This is a genomic window from Mesorhizobium sp. CNPSo 4661 (genome assembly GCF_057784215.1).
The window spans coordinates 64,669-83,981 of sequence record NZ_JBWGIO010000016.1 but is presented as its reverse complement, the minus strand read 5'-3'; the positions used below and the strand labels follow the sequence as shown (position 1 = coordinate 83,981).

Sequence of the window (19,313 nt, the reverse complement as noted above, 5' to 3'; positions counted from 1 at the left end):
TTAATCGAAACAGTATCGCCGCGCCGGCTCAGTAGCGGAACTGCTCGGCAAGGATACGCTCGTTCCATGAATGGTTCGGATCGAACAGCAAAGTTGCCGTCGCCGTCGGCGATTCCCGCACGGTGATGGAGGCCACCGCCTTGACCTCGGTGTGGTCGGCCGCGGCATTCACCGGGCGCTTTTCGGCTTCCAGGATGTCGAAGCGTATGGTCGCTTTGTTGGACAGCAGCGCTCCGCGCCAGCGGCGCGGCCGGAAAGGGCTCACTGGCGTCAGCGCCAAGAGCGGCGCATCAAGCGGCAGGATCGGCCCATGCGCCGACAGATTGTAGGCGGTGGAGCCGGCGGGCGTGGCGATCATCACGCCATCGCAATTCAGCTCCTCCAGCCGCACCTGTCCGTCGACGGTGATACGGATCTTCGCCGTCTGGTAGGACTGGCGCCACAGCGCCACCTCGTTGATGGCCGGCGCCGAAACGGATTCGCCGTCATGTGTCACAGCGACCATTTCCAGCGGGCGGATCGTCTCGGCGACCGCGGCGGCGATGCGCTCCTCGAGGCCGCCGGCGCGATATTCGTTCATCAGGAAGCCGATGGTGCCACGGTTCATGCCGTAGACCTTCTTGCCCGTGCTCATCGTGTCGCGCAGCGTCTGCAGGAGAAAGCCGTCGCCGCCAAGCGCAATGATGATCTCGGCCTCCGCGACTGGCACCTGCCCGTAGCGCGCCGACAGGCTTTCCAGCGCGGCGCGGGCGTCGTCGGTATCGGAAGAAACGAAGGCGAAACGGCTGGCGGCTTTGCTCATGGCTCCCGGAGGGCGACCGTCTGAAGGGCCGCGCCGGCGACGGCGTAGCATGCGCCGCCCATATCTGTGAAGGGCGCGGCGCTGGCCGGTGGGTTACACCCCAGCAATCGCGCTTCGTGACAGTCGCGACATGAATGTGATGGCTGCTATGGTTAAGACGAAGCTTAAACACTCGTAAAGCCGGATCGTTCATGTTAGCCGACAGGAGATGGGTTGGCGGGGGCTGGCCAGTCGAGAGACCTGTCTATTGCCGGTAACGCGTCTGATCATAGTCTTCCTGATGATGGGAAGTTTCGCGCTCATGTTCGCCGAATTGGTGCGCCATTCGGAAGAGATGAGCCAGCGGCCGCAGCCAACGGCTTCCCGTTGCGGCGACGCTACGGGAACACCTTGTCCGCAAAGGGCGCTGTAAGCTTCGCTTCCCGGATCGCTCAGCCACCCTGCAGGTGGCAGCCGGCCTTGCGTTTGCCCGCGACATACTCGTCGATGAGTTGCCGGTAGCGCACCTTGCCGAAGCTCGGAAAATGGCCGCCATGTACGACCGAGACGTCGAGGTCGCGCATGGCGAGCAGCGTCCCGACGTAGTCCTCGATATCGGAGTGATAGACGTCGTCGATCAGCGGCCCGTCATAGACGATGTCGCCCGACAGCAGGATGCCGGTCTTCCTCTCATAAAGCGCGATGCCGCCGGGCGAATGTCCCGGTGTGTGGATGACCTCGAAGGCGCGGTCGCCGAGATCGACGACATCGCCGTGCTCGAGCAGCCGGGCCGCCGGCGCGGGCAGGATGCGGTAGCGTGCCGTATCCCAGCCTTCTGGCGCGCCATCGAACATCTCCTCATTGGCGTAACGGTCAGCGACCGTCCATTCGTTGCGGGGATCGGCGAGGATTTGCGCTTCGGCGGTATGCACGCAGCGGTCCGGGAATTCGTGATGGCAGCCGATATGGTCGAAATGCGTGTGGCTGGCGACGCAGGTGAGCCTGCGCTCGCTGACCAGCGGCACGTGGTGCCGCAGGCTGAAATGGCCGAGGCCGGTGTCGAACAACAGGTCGCGGTCGCGCCCGCGCACATGCCAGATGTTGCAGCGGAAGAACGGCTTTATCCAGGGCTCGTGGATGAGCGTGATGTCGTCGCCCATGCGGATGGTTTCGTACCAGTCCGCAGCGCCGATGACCGGAAGCATGCCCATGGATCAGTCCGCCAGCAGGATGATGTCTTGAGCGTTGCATGAAACCGGGACCGTGTCGCCTGCCTGGACGGTGGCGGAAGCGGGAGCCTTGGCAATGAACTGCAATGCCGGGTCCTGCATCGAGATGGCGAGCACGCGCTTGAAGCTGCCCTGGAAGACGACATCGCCCACCTTGGCCATGCCCAGCGCGACATCGCCTTTCGCGTCGCCGAGAACGAGATGCTCCGGCCGGATCGCGAGCGCGAGAGCGGTGCCGGCAGGCGAAGCGCCGGGCAGTGAAATCGACCCCACCGCCGTCGAGGCCGTGACGATCCCGTTCCTCGCCTCGGCCACTGTGCCGGCAAGGATGGTGCTTTCACCCATGAAGGTGGCGGAAAAGCGCGTTGCCGGCCGCGCATAGACCCGCTCGGGCGGGCCCTCGTCCTCGATGCGGCCGTCATTCATCACCACGTAATGGTCGGCCAGCGCCATCGCTTCTTCCTGGTCGTGGGTGACATGGATGAAGGCGGTGCCGACGCGCTTCTGGATCGCCTTCAACTCGTCCTGCATCTGCCGCCGCAGCTTGAGATCCAGCGCGCCGAGCGGCTCGTCGAGCAAAAGCACCGCGGGCTCGATGACCAGCGCGCGGGCGAGCGCCACGCGCTGGCGCTGGCCACCGGAAAGCTGATGCGGCTTCTTGTCGAAGGCGGTGGCCAGTCCGACGAGGGCCAGCGCATCGCGCGCCTTCGCCGCCCGCGTCGCGCCATCGACGCCCTGCATGCGCAGCCCGAAGCCGACATTGCCGCCGACGCTCATATGCGGAAACAGCGCATAGTCCTGGAACACGGTCGTCGTCGGGCGCTTGGCCGGCGGCACGGCCGTGCAATCCTGGCCACGAATGAAGACCTTGCCTTCGCTTGGATTGACGAAGCCGCCGAGGATCGAAAGCAGGGTCGTCTTGCCGGAGCCCGAGGGGCCAAGCAGGATCGTGTAGCTGCCTGGTTCGATCGCCAGCGAAACGTTCTTCAGCACCGGAAGTTGGCCGAAGCGGTGCGAGACGCTGCGGATATCGACCAAGGGTGCGCTCATGCCGGCTTTCTCCGCAACAGCGTCAGTTCGAAAAACACCACCAGGACGATGGAGACGGCAAAGACCAGCGAGCCGACGGCATTGGTCTTGGGGTTGAGGCCGGAGCGCAGCAGGTTCCAGATCTCCACTGGCAGCGTCGTCTCGAAACGGGTGAGCAGGAAGGAGATGACGAACTCGTCCCAGGAAAACGTCATCGACAGGAAGAAACCGGCGAAGATCGCCGGCGCCATCACCGGCACGGTGATCATCAAAAGCACCTTCCATTCGGCGGCGCCCAGGTCGCGCGCGGCGCGCTCTATGTTGATCTGGTGATCGCCCATCTGGCTGTAGATGATGGCGAAGCAGAGCGGCAGGTTGATCACGACATGGCCGATGCCGGCCGCAAGCAGCGATTTCGGCACGCCGGCCCAGTTGAACAGCACCAGCAGGCCCATGCCAATGATCAGATAGCTGACGGTGAGCGGCAGCGTGATCAGCCCGCGCAGGATGGCCGAGCCCGGCAGCACGAAGCGCGCGAAGCCCCAGGCCGAGAGGAAGCCGAGCGTGACCGAAGCAAGCGAGGAGAGCACCGCCACCAGCAGCGAGTTGACCAGCGCCGAGGTCAGCCGCGCATCGGAGAGCACCGCCTGGTACCAGCGCAGGGACGGACCGGTGAAGGGCGGGATCGGGAAGGAGGTGGCCTGCAGCGAAAACAGCACCAGAACGACCACCGGCAGGAAGATGAAACCGTAGACGGCGATGGCATAGACCCAGGCGGCGAGGCGGACGGCGGCGCGCATGGTCAGGCCCGCTCGATCTTCAGCCAGCGGGCGCAGGCGAGATAGGCGATGGTGACGACGGCCATCAGGATGATCGACAGCGCTGAGGCCAGCGGGAAATCGCCGCGGCGGCCGATCTGCATCATGACGAGCTGAGGCATGACCAGCTCGTTGTTGCCGCCCAGGATCTGCGGCGTGATGTAGTCGCCGATGCAAAGCACGAAAGTGAGGAAGGCGCCGACCATGATGCCGGGCAAAGTCAGCGGCAGCACGACATGCAGGAAGGTGCGCACTGGCCCGGCGCCGAGATCGGCGGCAGCCTTGCGGTAGCTCGGGCTGAGCTGCTTGAGGTTGGCGAAGATGGTCAGCGTCAAAAGCATGACGAAGAAGTGCACGAAGCCGGTGACGGTGGCGAAACGCGTGTTGGCGAGCTGCAGCGGCTCGCCGATCAGGCCGACGCCGGTCAGCGCCCGGTTGATGACGCCGTTCTGCGCCAGCACCAGCAGCCAGGAATAGGAGCGTACGACATAGGAGGTCCAGAACGGCAGCACGGCCAGCATCAGCGCCAGCCGCTGCCAGCGTTCCGGCACCATCTCGGCAAGGATCCAGGCAAAGGGATAGGCAAGCAGGATCGAAACCACGGTGACGATCGCCGTGACCTCCAGCGAGTTGACCATCGCCCGCCAATAGGACGGGTCGGTGAAGAACTGGCTGTAATTGGCTAAAGTGAAGCCGCCGCCTTCATGCGCCGTGAGGCTGGAAAACCCCATGGCGATGAAGGGCAGCACGAAGAATGCACACGTCCATGCCAGCGCCGGCGTGACCAGCGCCCAGGGCAGGGCACGCGACTTGTTTCCCGCGAACGCCATCGGCCGATTTACTGCGCCTGCAGCATCTCGGTCCACATGTCCTGCATCTTCTTGTCGAGATCGGCATTCGGCGCCGGATAGGCTTGGGCGCGGGCGAGGAAGCCGGGCTGCTCGTCGAAGCGCAGGATCTTCTTCTGCTCATCGCTCAGCGCTGCCTTTTTGTTCGCTGGCATGCCCCAGTAGCAGGACGAGGTGGCAAGCCGCGCCTGGCCCTCCGGGCTCATGATGTACTGGATGAATTTCAGCGCCATGTCCTTGTTCTTGGAATCCTTGAACATGGCGAGCGACTGCGACCACAACACCGCGCCTTCCTTCGGGATCGAGAAGTCGAGCGCCGGGTTTTCCTTGGCAAGACCGGCCGTCACCCATTCGCCGCCGCCGACCAGTATGTCGACCTCGCCGGTGGCCAGAGCGGTCTGGCTGGCCGTGACCTCGCCGACCAGCTTGGCGTTGGCCTTCATCTTGAGGAGTTCGGCCTTGAGAGCGGGCAGGTCGGCCTCGGTGAGGTCGGCCGTCTTCTTGCCTATCGCGAGCGCCGCCATGCCGATCACCGGCAGGTAATAGTCGTAGATCGCGACCTTGCCCTTGTATTTGTCGCTGGTGAGCGAGGCCAGCGACTGCATGTCGGCCGGATCGACCTTGGTCTTGTTGAAGCCGATCGTGTTGTAACCGAACTTCTCGGTGATGCCGTAGCGCTTGCCGTCGACGATTGTGGACTTGTCCATCTTCACTTCCGGGAAGAGGTCGGCGAAGGGCAGCCTGTCCTCGGGCAACGGCTCGAACAGGCCTTTCTCGACGCCGCGCGGCACGTCGATGCTGTCGATCACCATCACGTCCCAGTCACCAGGCTGCGACTGCTCGACGATGGCGAGGCCTGCGCCCGTGCCTTCGAATTCCTTGACGTTGACCTTGACGTCGTTGGCCTTCTCGAAAGGTTCGAGCAGCGCCGGATCTGCATGGTCGCACCAGATCAGCGCGTTGAGATCGGCAGCCTGGGCGCCGCCCGCCGCGAGCAGCAATGCGGCCGCCGCGCAGGCGGATGCGAGGTTGGACTTCAGGGTGGAAAGCGGAGTCCGGGCATTGATGGTCATCGAGTGTTCTCCCTGCCTTGCTGGCTTGTTGGAAGAAAAGTTGAACCAATTCTAAAATTGAGTCAATTATGATTTTGTGGCAGGGAGGCCGATATGAGCGGATTGCGCGAACGACAGAAGGCGGACCGGCACCGCCGCATCATCGATGCGGCGACGGCGCTGTTCCGCGAGGCCGGCTATGAAGGCGCCAAGATCGAGGCGATCGCCGCGCAAGCGGAAGTCTCGATCGGCACCATCTACAATTACTACCAGAACAAGGGCGACATCCTCGGCGCCATCGTCTCGCTGGAAGTCAACGAGGTGCTGAATGCCGGGCGAGGGGTGGTCGCCAGCCCGCCGGCCAATGTCGGCGACGCGCTGGACACGCTGATCGGCATCTATATCGAGCACTCGCTGAATTATCTCAGCAAGGAGATGTGGCGCCAGGCGATGGCGATCTCGACGCAATTGCCCGACAGCCCCTTCGGCCAGGCCTACACCGCGCTCGACCGAGACCTGACCGAGCAGATAAGCGCGCTGATCGCGCGCCTGCAGCACATCGGCCTAGTGCGCCCGGACATCGACGGCCCGGCGGTAGGCGAGCTGATCTTCAACAACATGAACATGATGTTCATCGAGTTCGTGAAACGCGACGAGGCGAAGATACCGGAGCTGCGCGCGGCGATCCGAAGGCAGAACAGGGTGCTGGTGGCGGCGATTGGAGTGTAAATGCCTTGCCCCTGACGGAAGCGGCCCGGCCGTATAGCTGGACAAGCCGAATCCTTGGCGAAAGTAGGATCAGCGTGGCATCGACGGCAATACACCGGTCGTCGCGACAAGGTCCTGTCTCGCGTTCGGCCATGTGCGGCGGAAGATCATTGCCATGAAGACGATCATCGCGATCTGTCCGACAGGAATGAAAGTCGTCATGGTCAGGTCGCGGGCCAACAACGGTGTGGCCCAGACCACCGCAAGGATCGTTTTCTCCCAAGGCGCAAAACCTGTTTCCAATCCATGGGCGATAAAGAAAGCCAGCGCCGGCCCGAGCAGCATCATGTCGTAATCCAGCGCATAGGGTGTCGACAGAAGAGCGCCGGTCATCAAGGCGGCCGCCGCCAGCCGCCGGTCGACGCGGGCGAACCACATCCAGGCGACCATCGCGGCACAGCCCAAGGTGGAAACAGCCTGCACGCCATAAGCGAGCGGAATCGAGCCGCCCCACATGCGCACCGCTGAGAAAACCGTTTGAATCTTATACTAGCCGGTTGCGCCTTGTTCGGAAATGACGACGCGCGAGAAATGCATCATGTCGAAGAAACCGCGCCAGGTTTCCCAGCCGAAGGCCCACGCCGTTCCCAGTGTCATCGCGACAATCGTTGCGCCCGCGGCAACGATCGCGCGCCAGTAGCCACCAGCCAGAAGCGCGATGGGAATGAGCAAACCAAACTGCGGTTTGTAGGCAAGCAAGCCGAACAGGATCCCGGCCACGACCGGCCGTCGCTCCAGCGCCAACAATGCCAGAGCCATCAAGCCGGCACTGAGGAAGCCGTTGTGTCCATGACCGATATTGACGAAGACCGCGGGAAAAGCCGCCGCCACCAACAGGCAGCCCTGGATGGGCGCAATGCGACGTACCGCCACCAGATAGAGCAGCAAGGTCGATGCCTGCCACAACAGCAGCGACAAGGCATAGGGGAGCAGGGCGAAGACCGCCGCGACGACCAGGAAGTAAGGTGGATAGCCCCAGTGAAAGAAGCCCGACGTCGGCGAGAAATAGTCTTGCTGCCGACGTTGGTGCGCCACGTTGTCGAAGGGTTCTTCCGGATGGCCTTCAAGCACGAAGCGCCCCGCCGTCCAGACTTGCGAATAGTCAGTACCCAAGGGACGATCAAAACGATCGACGCGCCCGTTCGAAGTCGCAAATAGGAAGACCATCAACAGGACGTAAAAGGTCAGCAAAGTGACGGAGATCATACGGACCCGTTCCCGGGTCAGCCAATCGCCAGTGCGCAGATATCCGAGCATGATCTGGGTCCAGCGTCGGCACCGCCGACAGCCAAGACTGCACCGTTTTGCCTAAGATTCTGTTGACGGGTCAAACTCGCGGGAAGCCCCGCTGCGCTTCTGCGCCAAAATGGCGCGCGGCATCGACTGGGTCATTTGCGCTCGCCGGAACAAGAGTTTTCTCGGGGCGAACGGGCGCAGGATGGTGCCCCCGGCAGGGATCGAACCCGCGACCTTCGGTTTACAAAACCGCTGCTCTACCAGCTGAGCTACAAGGGCACGGCGCTCCGGTAGCACATTTCGTGCGCCAGTAAAGACAAAACTCCGTTTTGGGTTGCTAATGGACCGCAGCCGAGCCGGCATCCTGAAAATCCGTGCGCCGCTTCCTACATCTCATACAGGTGCAATCGCATCGAACGGGGTGCCGCCATGATCAGATTCGTCATCATCCTGCCGCTCATCGTCGTAACCTGGCTTCTGCTGGTGAAGGCCGTCAGCGATCTCAAGAAGGCCAATATCGACTGGACCGGCGTCGCCACCTTCGTCGGCTTCATCGTGCTGGCCTTCTGGCTGCGCCATGTCACGGGAATGGGGTGAAGGGAGTGAGTAGGGAGTAGTCGGTAGTGAGTAGGATAGCCAACTACTCACTACCGACTACTCCCTCGAAACCCTCGAACCTTTTGCCGTTTCGCCACCGATCTCCATCATCATCATCATGGCAGGGTGGTCATCATCCTTTGACGCCTAAACCTGTTGCTTTCGAAGGGCGGCCTCGGCCGCCCTTTTCATTTATTACGCAACCTGGCCGATGGCCGACCGGCAACAGCCGCCGGCTGCTCCGGAAAAAATCAAAAAATCTTCGAACCTTTTTGCGCGTCGACGCGACCCATGTTCAAGAGGCGGATGGTTCGCCTCTCCAACGAAATCAAGGAGATCGTCATGTTCAAGCGCACCATCGTTTCGGGCCTCATCGCCACCACCGTCGCAGCCGGCTCGCTCGTCGGCACGGTCCAGCCTTCGGCGGCTCACAACCATCACAACCGCGAACTCGGCATCGGCATCGCCGCGGGCGTCGGCGGCTTCGTCCTCGGCAGCATGCTTGCCCAGCAGCAGCCCCGCACCGTCTATGTCGAGGAAGACGGCGGCTATGAGGGTTCCTGGCACGTCCGCCGCTGCATGGCCCGCTACGGCAGCTACGATCCGGATTCGAACACCTACATCGGCTATGACGGCTACCCGCACTATTGCCATCTGTAAGAGAAGGCGGGCCAGGAAAGAGGGGCTGCACGCGGCCCCTTTTCTTGCGTTTGAGCGTTAGACGCTAGCCTGATTGGGTCGATTTGAAGCGGACTACTTTCCTGCCTCGCCGACTTAGGAATTGGGCTTCAGCTCCGGCATCGCCAATCCCGCCGCCTTGCAGGCGCCGCTGACCGAGGCGTCGTTTATCGCGACGAGTTCGAAGCTGTTCCCGGTATCGGGATAGATCTTGCCGATGAAAGGCTCGTTGCCGCCGGGAGAGCCCTTGTCGTCCACATAGCCGCACACCACGATTTCGTGGCGGCCGTTCAAACTGCGCTCGCCGGCAAGCATCGTTCCAAATTTGGCGGAGATGGGGTTTTTCAAATGCTGGCGGACGCCGGCGGTGATGATCTCTTCCATTGCCAACGAGATCGGAACGGGGTCGACCAGCGGGTTGCCGCTGGGGCCAGCTATGGGCTCGACCGGCGCCGGTGCCGCCGCCACGCATCCGCAAAGCGAAGCGGCGGATAGGAGGTAAACTGTTTTCCGCATCGGTGCCCTTTCGCATGCATCCCGACGCTCCGGCAAGACGTTCAAGCCCGGCGGTCCGGCCTGGCTAACGCCTGGAGCTCCTGCCAAGCAACCAGCGATGTACAGCGATTTTGCAAACGATTAGTCTGGCTTTGGCGCCAAGGAGGGTGGCATGGACCAGCAGGATCCCAAGGAAGAACGGGTCGAACCGGTTTTCCGCAACGGCACCATCACCATCGTCGGCATCCTGCTTGCGTTTTCGCTAGGCTTCATCACGCATTGGGCGGCCAACCCGATCCCCTGGCAGACCTACCATCTGATTGCCGTCCTGCCGATCTTGGTCGGTATTGCGCTGCAGATCCGGGCGCTTGCCATTCTGCTCGACATCAAATCCCTCCAGCGAAGCATTCATGACCGCGCCAGTCGGATATTCATCGCCGGCCTCATCTTGGCGGCCTGTGGCGTTGGGCTGGCCATCCTGCTCGATTTCTTCGACATATCGGCTAAGAGCGCCTTGCCGGGCGCGTCCTAATACGCTTTCACGCCCCCGATCATCTTGGTCACCTCGACCGCCGCTTCACGTACCAGCGGACCGATCTCGGCCAGCCGCTCGGGCGTGACCCGCACCGTCGGGCCGGACACCGAAACGCCGCCGATCGGCTCGCCATATTCGTTGAAGATGGCGGCGGCAACGCAGCGCATGCCCGGGTGGCGTTCCTCGTCGTCGACCGACCAGCCGCGGCGCTTGATGGTCGCAAGGTCGTGCGCCAGCGCCGAGATGTCGGAGAGCGTCTTGTCGGTGTAGCGCTGCAGGCCTGCCTTGCGCAGGATGGCCGCGACCCGTTCCGGCTCGAGATGCGCCAGCACCGCCTTGCCGATGCCGGAAGCATGGAAGGGGCTGCGCGTGCCCGGCCGGAAGAAGGCGCGGATCGCCTGATGTGTCTCGACCTGGCTGACGAAGACGACGCAATCGTCCTCGGCGACACCCAGATTGGCGGTTTCGCCGGTCTTTTCCATCAGCTCCTGCATGACGATGCGGGCGCGGTCGACGAGCTTGCGCCGGCGCAGGAAGGCCGCGCCCATGCGGTAGGTCTCGACGCCGACCGACCAGAGCTGGTCGGTTGTGTCGAATTCGACCATGCCGTGGTTCTCCAGCGTCGTCAGCATGCGATAGGCGGTGGAGGCGGCAATGCCGCTTTGCGCCGCGATTTCGCTGAGCGACAGGCCGCTGGCCTCGGCGACAATCGCGAGGATCCGCAGCGCCCGGTCGAGCGACTGCACCGACGCTGCTTCGGATGGACCGTTGAAGGCGCGCGGCCGGCCGCGCTGGCGTTTTTCCGTCGTTTCCATGGGCGGCATTCTCGCCGATTTGACGCTGGATGCAATGAAAAAGTTTTTCAGTGGTTGTCGCTGCGGGTTTTCTGGAAAACGAAAAATGAAATTAAATCAGGTAGTAATCGGTGTTTTCTAGAAATGAAAAAATATTCTGAAAAAATTGAAAAATCAAAAGCGCGCTGTCACTATCAAGCCAACCAACGAAATGGAGGCTTGTCATGGCCAGGATGCGCGCTGTCGACGCAGCGGTTCTCGTTCTCGAAAAGGAAGGCATCACCAATGCCTTCGGCGTGCCCGGTGCTGCGATCAACCCGCTCTATTCGGCGCTGAAGGCCCGCGGCACCATCCGCCACGTGCTCGCCCGCCATGTCGAGGGCGCCTCGCACATGGCCGAAGGCTATACGCGGGCCAAAGCCGGCAATATCGGGCTCTGCATCGGCACTTCCGGTCCGGCCGGCACCGACATGATCACCGGCCTCTACTCGGCTTCAGCGGACTCCATCCCGATCCTCTGCATCACCGGGCAGGCGCCGCGCGCGCGCCTCAACAAGGAAGATTTCCAGGCCGTCGACATCGCTTCGATCGCGGCACCCGTCGCCAAATGGGCCGTCACCGTCATGGAGCCCTATCTGGTGCCGATGACGCTGCAGAAGGCGTTCCATCTGATGCGCTCCTCGCGGCCGGGCCCGGTGCTGGTCGACCTGCCGCTCGACGTGCAACTCGCCGAGATCGAATTCGATATCGACGCCTACGAGCCGCTCGCTCCCTTCAAGCCGGCAATCACGCGCGCCCAGGCCGAGAAGGCCCTCGCAATGCTCAACGAAGCGGAAAAGCCGCTGATCGTCGCCGGCGGCGGCATCATCAACGCCGATGCTTCCGACCTTTTGATCGAGTTCGCCGAAGTCACCGGCGTGCCGGTCATCCCGACGCTGATGGGCTGGGGCTCGATTCCCGACGACCACCGGCTGATGGCCGGCATGTGCGGCCTGCAGACCTCGCACCGCTACGGCAATGCGACGATGCTGGCATCCGACTTCGTCTTCGGTATCGGCAACCGCTGGGCCAACCGCCACACCGGCTCGGTCGATGTCTACACCAAGGGCAAGAAGTTCATCCACGTCGACATCGAGCCCACCCAGATCGGCCGCGTCTTCGCGCCGGATCTCGGCCTCGTCTCGGATGCGGGGGCGGCGCTGAAGATCCTGCTCGACGTCGCCACCGAATGGCGCACGGCCGGCAAGCTGCGCGACTGGTCGGGCTGGGCCAAGGAGTGCCAGCAGCGCAAGAAGACGATGAAGCGAAAGACGCATTTCGAGCAGGTGCCGCTTAAGCCGCAGCGCGTCTATGAGGAGATGAACAAGGCCTTTGCCCGCGACACCACCTATGTCACCACGATCGGCCTGTCGCAGATCGCCGGCGCGCAGTTCCTGCATGTCTACAAGCCGCGCAACTGGATCAATTGCGGCCAGGCCGGCCCGCTCGGCTGGACGCTGCCGGCGGCGCTCGGCGTGCGCGCGGCCGATCCGGATCGCGACATCGTCGCGCTTTCCGGCGATTACGACTTCCAGTTCATGATCGAGGAGCTGGCTGTCGGCGCGCAGCACAAGCTGCCTTACATCCACGTCGTGGTGAACAACGCCTATCTCGGCCTGATCCGCCAGGCGCAGCGTGGTTTTTCGATGGACTACGAGGTGAGCCTCGCCTTCGAGAACGTCAACCGCGCAGGCGACCCGGAGGCGGGCTACGGCGTCGATCACGTCGCGGTCGCCGAGGCGATGGGCTGCAAGGCGGTCCGCGTGAGGAAGCCCGAGGAATTCGCCGGCGCCTTCAAGGAGGCGCAGCGGCTGATGAAGGAGCACCAGGTCCCGGTCGTCCTCGAATTCATCCTCGAGCGCGTCACCAACATTTCCATGGGCACGGAAATCGACAAGATCACGGAATTCGAAGATCTTGCCGAAAGCCATGAGGATGCTCCTACAGCTATAGTGATGTTGGATTAAGCTGAGCGGAAAAGGAGAAAAAAATGCCGCGTTTTTCAGCCAATCTTTCGATGCTCTTCGGCGAGCACGACTTCCTCGATCGTTTCGATGCCGCCGCCCGCACGGGCTTCAAGGGCGTCGAATATATCGGCCCCTATGACCATGCGCCTGACGTCGTCGCCGCGCGCCTGAAGAAGAACGGCCTCAGCCAGGTTCTCTTCAACCTGCCGGCCGGCGACTGGGCGAAGGGCGAGCGCGGCATCGCCGTGCTGCCGGAGCGCGTGCCGGAATTCCGCCAGGGCGTCGCCAAGGCGATCACCTACGCCCATGCGCTGGGCTGCGAGCAGATCAATTGCCTAGCCGGCATCGCGCCGCAGGGTGCCGACCGCGTGGTGCTGGAGAATGTCTTTGCCGACAATCTCGCCTTCGCGGCCGAGAAGCTGGAACAGGCCGGCATCAGGCTGCTGATCGAGCCGATCAACACCCGCGACATCCCCGGCTTCTTCCTGAATTATTCCGACCAGGCGCTGGCGCTGATCGACCGCATCGGCTCGAAGAACGTGTTCCTGCAATATGACATCTACCACATGCAGATCATGGAGGGGGATCTCGCCCGGACCATCGAGGCGAACCTGCCCCGCATCGCGCATATCCAGCTTGCGGACAATCCCGGCCGTCACGAGCCGGGGACGGGCGAGATCAATTACCCCTTCCTCTACGACCACATCGACAGTCTCGGCTATTCCGGTTGGATCGGCGCCGAATACAAGCCGAAAGCCGGCACTGAGGCAGGGTTGGGCTGGTTCAGCGAATTCGCCGGGCGGGGGAGTGCGGCAGCTTAAGAGCCGGCGTCGAAGCTGCCAATCTCCCCCCCCCAAGAGGGGGAGATGGCCGGCAGGCCAGAGAGGGGCGCGAAGGAACGCAGCCTCAACAAATACTGACGGAGCAAATCAATGGAAACCATCGGTTTCATCGGCCTCGGCATCATGGGCGCGCCAATGGCGGGGCATCTTCTCGACGCGGGCTATCACGTCATCGCCAGCGATCACCGCTCGAAGCCGCCGGCCGATCTCATTGCCAAGGGCCTGAAGACCACCACTGGCCACGACGCCGTGGCCAAGGCCGCCGACATCATCATCACCATGGTCCCGGATACTCCGCAGGTGGCCGACGTGCTGTTCGGCGAGAACGGCGTCGCCGCTGGCCTGTCCAAGGGCAAGCTCGTCATCGACATGAGCTCGATCTCGCCGATCGCGACCAAGGAATTCGCCCAAAAAATCAACGATCTCGGCTGCGACTATCTCGACGCGCCGGTGTCGGGCGGCGAGGTCGGCGCCAAGGCAGCATCGCTCACCATCATGGTCGGCGGCGAGGACAAGGCCTTCGAGCGCGCCAGGCCGGTGTTCGAGAAGATGGGCAAGAACATCACTCTGGTCGGCCCGAACGGCGTCGGCCAGACCACCAAGGTCGCCAACCAGATCGTCGTGGCGCTGACAATCGAAGCCGTCGGCGAAGCGCTGGTGTTCGCCTCGAAGGCCGGCGCCGACCCCGCCAAGGTCCGTCAGGCGCTGATGGGCGGGCTCGCAGCTTCGCGCATCCTCGAAGTGCATGGCGAGCGCATGGTCAAGCGCACCTTCGCGCCGGGCTTCCGCATCGAACTGCACCAGAAGGACCTTAACCTGGCGCTTGAGGGCGCCAAGGCGCTTGGCGTGTCGCTGCCCAACACGTCGACCACGCAGCAACTGTTCAATTCCTGCGCCGCCAATGGCGGCGGCAAGGAGGACCACTCGGCGCTGGTCAGGGCGCTGGAGCGGATGGCGGCGCATGAGGTAGGTGGGGAGGCAGCGCAAACCAAAGGCAAGGCAGCTTAGGTCAGGAGAGGGCGGCTCAACGTTCCCACGCCGCCTGCTCTTTTCCTGTCAGAGAACGGGTTCCTGCGTCATCGCTGGAACCCGTTTTCGCTTCGATGCCCAGGCACGGATCTGGGCTCAGCGCTTCAGGAATGCGTTTGCCGCGTAGAGGCTCACCGCCGCCGCATTCGACACGTTGAGCGAGTGGATCGCGCCGGGCATGTCGAGGCGGGCCAGCGCGGTTACCGTCTCGCGGGTTTTCTGACGCAGGCCCTTGCCTTCAGCGCCCAGCACCAGCGCGATTTTATCGCCGTCGAAGGTTTTTTCGAGCTCCGCCTGCCCTTCGGAATCGAGCCCGATGGTCTGGAAGCCGGCCTCGTGCAACTGCTCCAGCGCATCGGCGAGGTTCTTCACTTCGATCTGATCGATATGTTCTAGCGCGCCCGAGGCGGATTTTGCCAGCACACCCGATTCCTGCGGACTATGGCGGGCGGTCGTGATCAGCGCGCCGGCGCCGAAAGCGACCGCGGAGCGCAGGATCGCGCCGACATTGTGCGGGTCCGTCACCTGGTCGAGCACCAGAACCAACCTGGTGTCGCCGAGCGCGTCGAGACGCTTCGGCTTGAGCGGCTCGGCCTCGATCAGCACGCCTTGATGCACGGCGTCCGATCCGGTGATCCTGTCGATGTCCTTCGGCTCGACCAGTTCTGCCTTGAAGGGCAGGGCGGCAAGGTCGGTTATCGCCAGCCGCTCGGCGGCGTTGCGGGTCACCAGCATCTTTCTGATCTTGCGGCGCGGATTGTCGAGCGCGGCCCGCACGGTATGCAGGCCGTAAAGCCGCACCAGTCCGTCGGTGGGTGCTTCGCCCGGCGGCACCGGCTGGCGCGGCCGGAATACCGGCGCGCCGCCCGCCTTCTGATCGCGATGCGCACGCCTAAGCTTGGCGTAATGGGTGTCCTTGCGTGTGCCGGGCTTGTTGCTTTTATCGTCGCTCATGGCGGCCTCTATAGCCGTCTCGTCCGGCTAAGGATATGGGCTGTGGAAATGAATGCCGGACATCCTCGAAAAACCCTCGCCGCGCCGGTTGACACCCACCGGCCTTGCCGCCATAAGGCGCTTCGCTGATTTCGGAGAAGATCTAACTCGGGCTCCGGATTGGTGAAAATGCCTCGTTGCATGGCTCCGGCGGCAGACTGGAGAGGTGCCCGAGTGGTTAAAGGGGACGGACTGTAAATCCGTTGGCTTAGCCTACGTTGGTTCGAATCCAACCCTCTCCACCACTGCCGGCCCGGAAGCCCTGAACGAACAAGTCTCGGACCGAAAGTGCATGGCGCTTTTCGGGTGAATCCGGTACTTCAGTGTAAGGCGCGGGTATAGCTCAGTGGTAGAGCAGCAGCCTTCCAAGCTGAATATGCGGGTTCGATTCCCGCTACCCGCTCCACCTTGCGCCACAAGGCCTTGCGGCCCATCAGACAAAGGCGAAAACAGGACAGTTTTACAGCTAGTTTTACAGGCTGCGTTCACTTTCTGGCCTCATTGAGCTTGCGAATCCGGTCCTTGATCGCGGCTTGGCGATCGACATAGCGGCGGATGATCTTCCGCACGCTCTCCTCCTCCCAACCCATAATCTCGCCTATCTCGCGCTCGCTCAGACCGGCCAGATAGAATTTTGTCGCGGCCGTTCCGCGCAGGTCGTGGAAGTGCAGGTCGATGCCGCCAGGCCATGCCTTGGCTTTCGCCTTCGTGTAGGAGGCACCAAAGCCCGACCATGGCCGATCCTTGCTGTTCGTCAGGATGACGGGCGATTTGCGCGGAATGCGCGCCAGAACGTCGCGGAGGGCATCATAGAGCGGGATGATCGATTCGCTCTTGGTCTTGCTGGTCTTGACGATGATGGCGTCCTCGCCGACGTGCGACCAGGACAAGCGCAGCAGATCGCCGAGACGCAGGCCGGTGTGCGCCGCCAGATCGACGGCATGGGCGATCTCGGGCGAGCATGTCTTTTTCAGGTGCGCGATGTCGGTGTCCGTCCAGATGATCTCGGCGCGCGAGCCGCTATAGACCTGCCGGATGCCTTCGCACGGGTTCGACGGGATCTTGCCCAGCGGATCGACGCAATAGGCGAGGACGCGGGATAGCACCTGCATGCCGTAGTCGGCAGTGCGCGGCTTGTCGGCGAACTTAGCGCGCCATTTGATGATCAGCGGCCTTATCTTCTCTGAGCGGCCGAACTGCGCGATGCTTAGATCACCAAAGTGATCGTTGATTTTGTCGAGCCAGCGCGACCAGTTGCGCCGCGTGCTGTCCGCCAACTTCTGATAGTCCTGGCTGGCTTTGTAGAGGTACACGGCCGATTTGAATTTCTTCTGGTCAGGCGCTCTATGGTTCGCCACGGCCTCATTGTAGGCGGCCTGGAACGCTGGCGTTCCCGGTTCGCCCTTGACTGCCGGCCCACCACGCCAAGCGTAGTAGTAGGTGCGGCCCTTGGCCTTGACGACGTGCAGGCCCTTCAACTCAACCATCACCATGTTTCGCCTCGAATGCTGCCAATTCAGCATCGAGGTCATCGATTTCGTAGGCGTCAATCCGCCCCTGTGTCTGTGCATCACCCTTGGGGACAAGTCGGATAACCACGTCGCCTATCTTGACTTCCGCAATGCAGCCGGCCGCGGCGGCGCCCTTGGCGAGCGCCGTGACCTGTTTCTGCTTGAGCGGAAGCGCGCGGCTCACGACGGCTTCTCCCCTGTGTTGGTGGGGGGCGAGTTCCAGCCAGGCTTGCAATTCCAGCCGTCGGTGTATGGACACGCCATGCCGTGCGGGCAGGTGGCATCTCGCATCGGGCAGACCCTGATGGTGAACGTATCGGTTGGTGCACGAGGCGCGGATGCATCCGGAGCCGGGTTTCCCCATCCGATGGAGGTCTCAGCATCGCCATAGATCGTCAGAGGCGGTCTCTCCACGCGCCGCATGATTGGCTTTCCGTAACCAGCGGCCTCAAGGTCCGCGATGCGCTTGTCTCGCTCCGCCAGAGATGCGCGGAGGGCGGCGATTTCGTTGGCGGCGCGCATGCACCAATCGAGCGCCTCGATCCACGTGGCAAACCGACGGGTGTTCAGTTCTTCGATCAGGTCGTCGCTCATTCGCCGTCCTTCTGCTTCGATGAGGAGAGGGCGCGAGCCGCAATGTCTTGAAATTTACAGCAAAGCCGCTCTTGGTTGAGCTTGGTGTGGACCTCGGCTTCATCCCGGATCGCCACCAGCGCCTTCTCCATGGTGGCGATACGGTCGGCTGGAACGACGGCGTAGCCCTCAAAGACAAGCTGCATGATCCCATCGTCGCCGATGATTTGTTCAGGTGTGCGGTCAGCGCTCATGGTTCGGCTCCTGTGAGAGGAAGTCACGGGCCGCGCGGAAGTCGCCCTCTGTTAGGGTCGGATGCGACGGATTCGCTATATCGTGGAAGCGAGCCGGATGCTCATTGGGTACTTCGAGGAAACCGCTTCCGTCGCCGCCACTCGCATTGTCCGCGAACGGCTTCAGCAACCGCTTGGCCTCGGCAAGGGATGCGCGGGCATCATCACGTTCACGACGGAGTTCCTTTTCGGTGCCGACCAACCTAAGTTCATCACGTTCGCTCTCCGCCTTCTCCCGCGCTTCACGCTCTTGGGAGAGGGATGTGCGGAGGGATGCGATTTCGTCGGCGGCTTCACGCTGGATAGCAGGAGGCGACTTGTCCACCATCTTGCCGAAGCGATGCAATTGCCGGCGCGGCGTCGTCAGCCGTTCGATCAGGTCAGCCATTGGTGCGCTCCTGAAGAGCGGCGCGGCCGGCTTCGGTTAGGCGATACTGCGTCACTGGCTCGATAAGCCCTTTGCACACCAAGTCATCGAATGCTGAGCGAATACCCACAGTCCACGGATAGTCCGGCCTATCACTTGCGAACGTCTCGCGACCTCGAACGGGGTAGCTGTCGAAATCGATCACGTCGAGAATTACGCGCTCTTGCTTCGTCAGTTTCATCGCGTCTGCTCCCTCTTTGCTGCGAGGGAGAGGGAGGCGCGAAGGTTATCGACAAGCTCGTTGAGATAGTCAGCGGACTCAGTGCAGTCGGTAACGACGGCGCTCCATGCAAAATTCACAAGCGCTTCGGCGGCCTCCCGTACCCCCGCATCGGCGACAGTGGGGCGGGCGTAGAGCGCCATCACCTCATAGTTCGGGGATCGTCTGGCCGTTACATCCTCCCCGGCAGGATATGCGTCCATCCATAGCGGGCCGTGCTTCGGGTGGATTGGCACGAAGGCAACCGCTTCCCCCTCGACAGCGTTTTGGGACGCGAGGGCGGCGACGGCGGCAGTAAGCGCTTTGCCGGTATCGTTGAGGGATTGCCAGCGGCGAATGGCCTCCATGCCGAGCGCGTCATTCGGCATCTTGGAAATAGGCGCTTCGAAGAATGTCAGCGAATTATATCCGCTCTGCTCACCAAGGCGCTTGACCGCCAGCATGTAACTGTTAGCGGCGTCCACCAATGCTTTCACTGCTTCAGCGCCAGTCATCATAATCCTCCGGTCGGTGGATGAAAATTGGTGCGAGGACGTAGACGAAGCCGGCAATCTCAAAG

The 19,313-nt window shown here is 62.5% G+C and carries 25 protein-coding genes and 3 tRNA genes; 9 read left to right on the top strand and 19 right to left on the bottom strand.

Annotated features, from left to right (window positions below; all coding sequences use genetic code 11):
• Positions 1-28: 28 nt before the first annotated feature.
• The 6 genes from AC0YKC_RS23985 to AC0YKC_RS23960 all read right to left on the bottom strand — a co-directional run bounded on the left by AC0YKC_RS23985 (position 29) and on the right by AC0YKC_RS23960 (position 5,778).
• Positions 29-802, bottom strand: coding sequence for an NAD kinase (locus AC0YKC_RS23985; protein WP_320298005.1), 774 nt, complete (start codon positions 800-802; stop codon positions 29-31).
• 431 nt (positions 803-1,233) lie between these two features.
• On the bottom strand, positions 1,234-1,992 hold the full coding sequence (locus AC0YKC_RS23980; RefSeq protein WP_488512856.1) for an MBL fold metallo-hydrolase: 759 nt from the start codon (positions 1,990-1,992) through the stop codon (positions 1,234-1,236).
• A gap of 3 nt (positions 1,993-1,995) precedes the next feature.
• Positions 1,996-3,060: an ABC transporter ATP-binding protein gene (locus tag AC0YKC_RS23975; RefSeq protein WP_488512855.1), complete on the bottom strand. Its 1,065-nt coding sequence runs from the start codon at positions 3,058-3,060 to the stop codon at positions 1,996-1,998.
• Positions 3,057-3,839, bottom strand: a complete 783-nt coding sequence (locus AC0YKC_RS23970) for an ABC transporter permease (protein WP_140829687.1) — start codon at positions 3,837-3,839, stop codon at positions 3,057-3,059. The genes AC0YKC_RS23975 and AC0YKC_RS23970 overlap by 4 nt, the downstream gene beginning before the upstream one ends.
• 2 nt (positions 3,840-3,841) lie before the next feature.
• Complete coding sequence (locus AC0YKC_RS23965) at positions 3,842-4,687, bottom strand: ABC transporter permease (protein ID WP_488512854.1); 846 nt, start codon at positions 4,685-4,687, stop codon at positions 3,842-3,844.
• Positions 4,688-4,695: 8 nt separating this feature from the next.
• Entirely contained in the window at positions 4,696-5,778 is a 1,083-nt protein-coding gene (locus AC0YKC_RS23960; protein WP_488512853.1) for a polyamine ABC transporter substrate-binding protein, read from the bottom strand.
• A 93-nt stretch (positions 5,779-5,871) separates the two neighbouring features.
• Between AC0YKC_RS23960 and AC0YKC_RS23955 the strand changes: the two genes are divergently transcribed.
• Entirely contained in the window at positions 5,872-6,486 is a 615-nt protein-coding gene (locus tag AC0YKC_RS23955) for a TetR/AcrR family transcriptional regulator (RefSeq protein ID WP_320297999.1), read from the top strand.
• Positions 6,487-6,555: 69 nt separating this feature from the next.
• On the opposite strand, the gene AC0YKC_RS23950 is transcribed toward AC0YKC_RS23955, so the two are convergent.
• The 3 genes from AC0YKC_RS23950 to AC0YKC_RS23940 form a co-directional block, all read right to left on the bottom strand.
• Entirely contained in the window at positions 6,556-6,981 is a 426-nt protein-coding gene (locus tag AC0YKC_RS23950) for a hypothetical protein (protein WP_488512852.1), read from the bottom strand.
• A 33-nt stretch (positions 6,982-7,014) separates the two neighbouring features.
• Positions 7,015-7,782, bottom strand: a complete 768-nt coding sequence (locus AC0YKC_RS23945; protein ID WP_488512851.1) for a glycosyltransferase family 87 protein — start codon at positions 7,780-7,782, stop codon at positions 7,015-7,017.
• A 182-nt stretch (positions 7,783-7,964) separates the two neighbouring features.
• A tRNA-Thr gene (locus AC0YKC_RS23940) sits at positions 7,965-8,040 on the bottom strand.
• 150 nt (positions 8,041-8,190) lie between these two features.
• Here AC0YKC_RS23940 and AC0YKC_RS23935 point away from each other — a divergent pair.
• The gene (locus AC0YKC_RS23935) at positions 8,191-8,358 is read left to right on the top strand and encodes a hypothetical protein (RefSeq protein ID WP_278202583.1); all 168 of its coding nucleotides are present in this window, start codon (positions 8,191-8,193) and stop codon (positions 8,356-8,358) included.
• Between the two features lie 291 nt (positions 8,359-8,649).
• Positions 8,650-9,018, top strand: a complete 369-nt coding sequence (locus AC0YKC_RS23930; RefSeq protein WP_320297997.1) for a BA14K family protein — start codon at positions 8,650-8,652, stop codon at positions 9,016-9,018.
• A 114-nt stretch (positions 9,019-9,132) separates the two neighbouring features.
• On the opposite strand, the gene AC0YKC_RS23925 is transcribed toward AC0YKC_RS23930, so the two are convergent.
• The gene (locus tag AC0YKC_RS23925) at positions 9,133-9,597 is read right to left on the bottom strand and encodes a hypothetical protein (protein WP_488512850.1); all 465 of its coding nucleotides are present in this window, start codon (positions 9,595-9,597) and stop codon (positions 9,133-9,135) included.
• Between the two features lie 106 nt (positions 9,598-9,703).
• Here AC0YKC_RS23925 and AC0YKC_RS23920 point away from each other — a divergent pair, with 106 nt between their 5' ends.
• On the top strand, positions 9,704-10,063 hold the full coding sequence (locus AC0YKC_RS23920; RefSeq protein WP_320297995.1) for a hypothetical protein: 360 nt from the start codon (positions 9,704-9,706) through the stop codon (positions 10,061-10,063).
• Here AC0YKC_RS23920 and bhcR read toward each other — a convergent pair.
• Positions 10,060-10,881: an HTH-type transcriptional regulator BhcR gene (bhcR, locus tag AC0YKC_RS23915; protein WP_434722564.1), complete on the bottom strand. Its 822-nt coding sequence runs from the start codon at positions 10,879-10,881 to the stop codon at positions 10,060-10,062. The genes AC0YKC_RS23920 and bhcR overlap by 4 nt on opposite strands.
• A gap of 203 nt (positions 10,882-11,084) precedes the next feature.
• Between bhcR and gcl the strand changes: the two genes are divergently transcribed.
• From gcl to AC0YKC_RS23900, 3 genes are all read left to right on the top strand, one after another.
• Positions 11,085-12,866, top strand: a complete 1,782-nt coding sequence (gene gcl / locus AC0YKC_RS23910) for a glyoxylate carboligase (RefSeq protein WP_488512849.1) — start codon at positions 11,085-11,087, stop codon at positions 12,864-12,866.
• A gap of 23 nt (positions 12,867-12,889) precedes the next feature.
• The gene (otnI, locus tag AC0YKC_RS23905; RefSeq protein WP_488512848.1) at positions 12,890-13,687 is read left to right on the top strand and encodes a 2-oxo-tetronate isomerase; all 798 of its coding nucleotides are present in this window, start codon (positions 12,890-12,892) and stop codon (positions 13,685-13,687) included.
• Between the two features lie 111 nt (positions 13,688-13,798).
• Positions 13,799-14,716: a 2-hydroxy-3-oxopropionate reductase gene (locus tag AC0YKC_RS23900; RefSeq protein WP_488512847.1), complete on the top strand. Its 918-nt coding sequence runs from the start codon at positions 13,799-13,801 to the stop codon at positions 14,714-14,716.
• Between the two features lie 117 nt (positions 14,717-14,833).
• Here AC0YKC_RS23900 and rlmB read toward each other — a convergent pair whose 3' ends face one another.
• Positions 14,834-15,691, bottom strand: a complete 858-nt coding sequence (gene rlmB / locus AC0YKC_RS23895; RefSeq protein WP_320297990.1) for a 23S rRNA (guanosine(2251)-2'-O)-methyltransferase RlmB — start codon at positions 15,689-15,691, stop codon at positions 14,834-14,836.
• A 199-nt stretch (positions 15,692-15,890) separates the two neighbouring features.
• Between rlmB and AC0YKC_RS23890 the strand changes: the two genes are divergently transcribed.
• A tRNA-Tyr gene (locus AC0YKC_RS23890) sits at positions 15,891-15,975 on the top strand.
• Between the two features lie 87 nt (positions 15,976-16,062).
• Positions 16,063-16,136: transfer RNA gene (locus AC0YKC_RS23885), tRNA-Gly, on the top strand.
• 79 nt (positions 16,137-16,215) lie between these two features.
• On the opposite strand, the gene AC0YKC_RS23880 is transcribed toward AC0YKC_RS23885, so the two are convergent.
• The 7 genes from AC0YKC_RS23880 to AC0YKC_RS23850 are packed head-to-tail and all read right to left on the bottom strand — an operon-like array spanning position 16,216 to position 19,248.
• Positions 16,216-17,223 (bottom strand): tyrosine-type recombinase/integrase, encoded by a 1,008-nt coding sequence (locus AC0YKC_RS23880; protein WP_488512846.1) that lies wholly within the window; start codon positions 17,221-17,223, stop codon positions 16,216-16,218.
• The gene (locus AC0YKC_RS23875; RefSeq protein WP_488512845.1) at positions 17,210-17,425 is read right to left on the bottom strand and encodes a hypothetical protein; all 216 of its coding nucleotides are present in this window, start codon (positions 17,423-17,425) and stop codon (positions 17,210-17,212) included. Before AC0YKC_RS23875 ends, AC0YKC_RS23880 begins: the two co-directional genes overlap by 14 nt.
• Positions 17,422-17,835 carry a hypothetical protein gene (locus tag AC0YKC_RS23870; RefSeq protein ID WP_488512844.1) on the bottom strand — a complete coding sequence of 138 codons (414 nt, stop codon included), beginning with the start codon at positions 17,833-17,835 and terminating at the stop codon, positions 17,422-17,424. The genes AC0YKC_RS23875 and AC0YKC_RS23870 overlap by 4 nt, the downstream gene beginning before the upstream one ends.
• The gene (locus AC0YKC_RS23865) at positions 17,832-18,068 is read right to left on the bottom strand and encodes a hypothetical protein (protein ID WP_488512843.1); all 237 of its coding nucleotides are present in this window, start codon (positions 18,066-18,068) and stop codon (positions 17,832-17,834) included. The genes AC0YKC_RS23870 and AC0YKC_RS23865 overlap by 4 nt, the downstream gene beginning before the upstream one ends.
• Entirely contained in the window at positions 18,058-18,495 is a 438-nt protein-coding gene (locus tag AC0YKC_RS23860) for a hypothetical protein (protein WP_488512842.1), read from the bottom strand. The genes AC0YKC_RS23865 and AC0YKC_RS23860 overlap by 11 nt, the downstream gene beginning before the upstream one ends.
• Positions 18,488-18,715, bottom strand: coding sequence for a hypothetical protein (locus AC0YKC_RS23855; protein WP_488512841.1), 228 nt, complete (start codon positions 18,713-18,715; stop codon positions 18,488-18,490). Before AC0YKC_RS23855 ends, AC0YKC_RS23860 begins: the two co-directional genes overlap by 8 nt.
• Positions 18,712-19,248, bottom strand: coding sequence for a hypothetical protein (locus AC0YKC_RS23850; RefSeq protein ID WP_488512840.1), 537 nt, complete (start codon positions 19,246-19,248; stop codon positions 18,712-18,714). The genes AC0YKC_RS23855 and AC0YKC_RS23850 overlap by 4 nt, the downstream gene beginning before the upstream one ends.
• Positions 19,249-19,313 lie beyond the last annotated feature (65 nt).

Excerpts from the sequence above, each read along its gene's own strand:
- AC0YKC_RS23985 (WP_320298005.1), bottom strand. The coding sequence starts at position 802 with ATGAGCAAAGCCGCCAGCCGTTTCGCCTTCGTTTCTTCCGATACCGAC.
- AC0YKC_RS23980 (WP_488512856.1), bottom strand. The coding sequence starts at position 1,992 with ATGGGCATGCTTCCGGTCATCGGCGCTGCGGACTGGTACGAAACCATC.
- AC0YKC_RS23975 (WP_488512855.1), bottom strand. The coding sequence starts at position 3,060 with ATGAGCGCACCCTTGGTCGATATCCGCAGCGTCTCGCACCGCTTCGGC.
- AC0YKC_RS23970 (WP_140829687.1), bottom strand. The coding sequence starts at position 3,839 with ATGCGCGCCGCCGTCCGCCTCGCCGCCTGGGTCTATGCCATCGCCGTC.
- AC0YKC_RS23965 (WP_488512854.1), bottom strand. The coding sequence starts at position 4,687 with ATGGCGTTCGCGGGAAACAAGTCGCGTGCCCTGCCCTGGGCGCTGGTC.
- AC0YKC_RS23960 (WP_488512853.1), bottom strand. The coding sequence starts at position 5,778 with ATGACCATCAATGCCCGGACTCCGCTTTCCACCCTGAAGTCCAACCTC.
- AC0YKC_RS23955 (WP_320297999.1), top strand. The coding sequence starts at position 5,872 with ATGAGCGGATTGCGCGAACGACAGAAGGCGGACCGGCACCGCCGCATC.
- AC0YKC_RS23950 (WP_488512852.1), bottom strand. The coding sequence starts at position 6,981 with ATGTGGGGCGGCTCGATTCCGCTCGCTTATGGCGTGCAGGCTGTTTCC.
- AC0YKC_RS23945 (WP_488512851.1), bottom strand. The coding sequence starts at position 7,782 with ATGCTCGGATATCTGCGCACTGGCGATTGGCTGACCCGGGAACGGGTC.
- AC0YKC_RS23935 (WP_278202583.1), top strand. The coding sequence starts at position 8,191 with ATGATCAGATTCGTCATCATCCTGCCGCTCATCGTCGTAACCTGGCTT.
- AC0YKC_RS23930 (WP_320297997.1), top strand. The coding sequence starts at position 8,650 with ATGTTCAAGAGGCGGATGGTTCGCCTCTCCAACGAAATCAAGGAGATC.
- AC0YKC_RS23920 (WP_320297995.1), top strand. The coding sequence starts at position 9,704 with ATGGACCAGCAGGATCCCAAGGAAGAACGGGTCGAACCGGTTTTCCGC.
- bhcR (WP_434722564.1), bottom strand. The coding sequence starts at position 10,881 with ATGGAAACGACGGAAAAACGCCAGCGCGGCCGGCCGCGCGCCTTCAAC.
- gcl (WP_488512849.1), top strand. The coding sequence starts at position 11,085 with ATGGCCAGGATGCGCGCTGTCGACGCAGCGGTTCTCGTTCTCGAAAAG.
- otnI (WP_488512848.1), top strand. The coding sequence starts at position 12,890 with ATGCCGCGTTTTTCAGCCAATCTTTCGATGCTCTTCGGCGAGCACGAC.
- AC0YKC_RS23900 (WP_488512847.1), top strand. The coding sequence starts at position 13,799 with ATGGAAACCATCGGTTTCATCGGCCTCGGCATCATGGGCGCGCCAATG.
- rlmB (WP_320297990.1), bottom strand. The coding sequence starts at position 15,691 with ATGAGCGACGATAAAAGCAACAAGCCCGGCACACGCAAGGACACCCAT.
- AC0YKC_RS23880 (WP_488512846.1), bottom strand. The coding sequence starts at position 17,223 with ATGGTGATGGTTGAGTTGAAGGGCCTGCACGTCGTCAAGGCCAAGGGC.
- AC0YKC_RS23870 (WP_488512844.1), bottom strand. The coding sequence starts at position 17,835 with ATGAGCGACGACCTGATCGAAGAACTGAACACCCGTCGGTTTGCCACG.
- AC0YKC_RS23865 (WP_488512843.1), bottom strand. The coding sequence starts at position 18,068 with ATGAGCGCTGACCGCACACCTGAACAAATCATCGGCGACGATGGGATC.
- AC0YKC_RS23860 (WP_488512842.1), bottom strand. The coding sequence starts at position 18,495 with ATGGCTGACCTGATCGAACGGCTGACGACGCCGCGCCGGCAATTGCAT.
- AC0YKC_RS23855 (WP_488512841.1), bottom strand. The coding sequence starts at position 18,715 with ATGAAACTGACGAAGCAAGAGCGCGTAATTCTCGACGTGATCGATTTC.
- AC0YKC_RS23850 (WP_488512840.1), bottom strand. The coding sequence starts at position 19,248 with ATGACTGGCGCTGAAGCAGTGAAAGCATTGGTGGACGCCGCTAACAGT.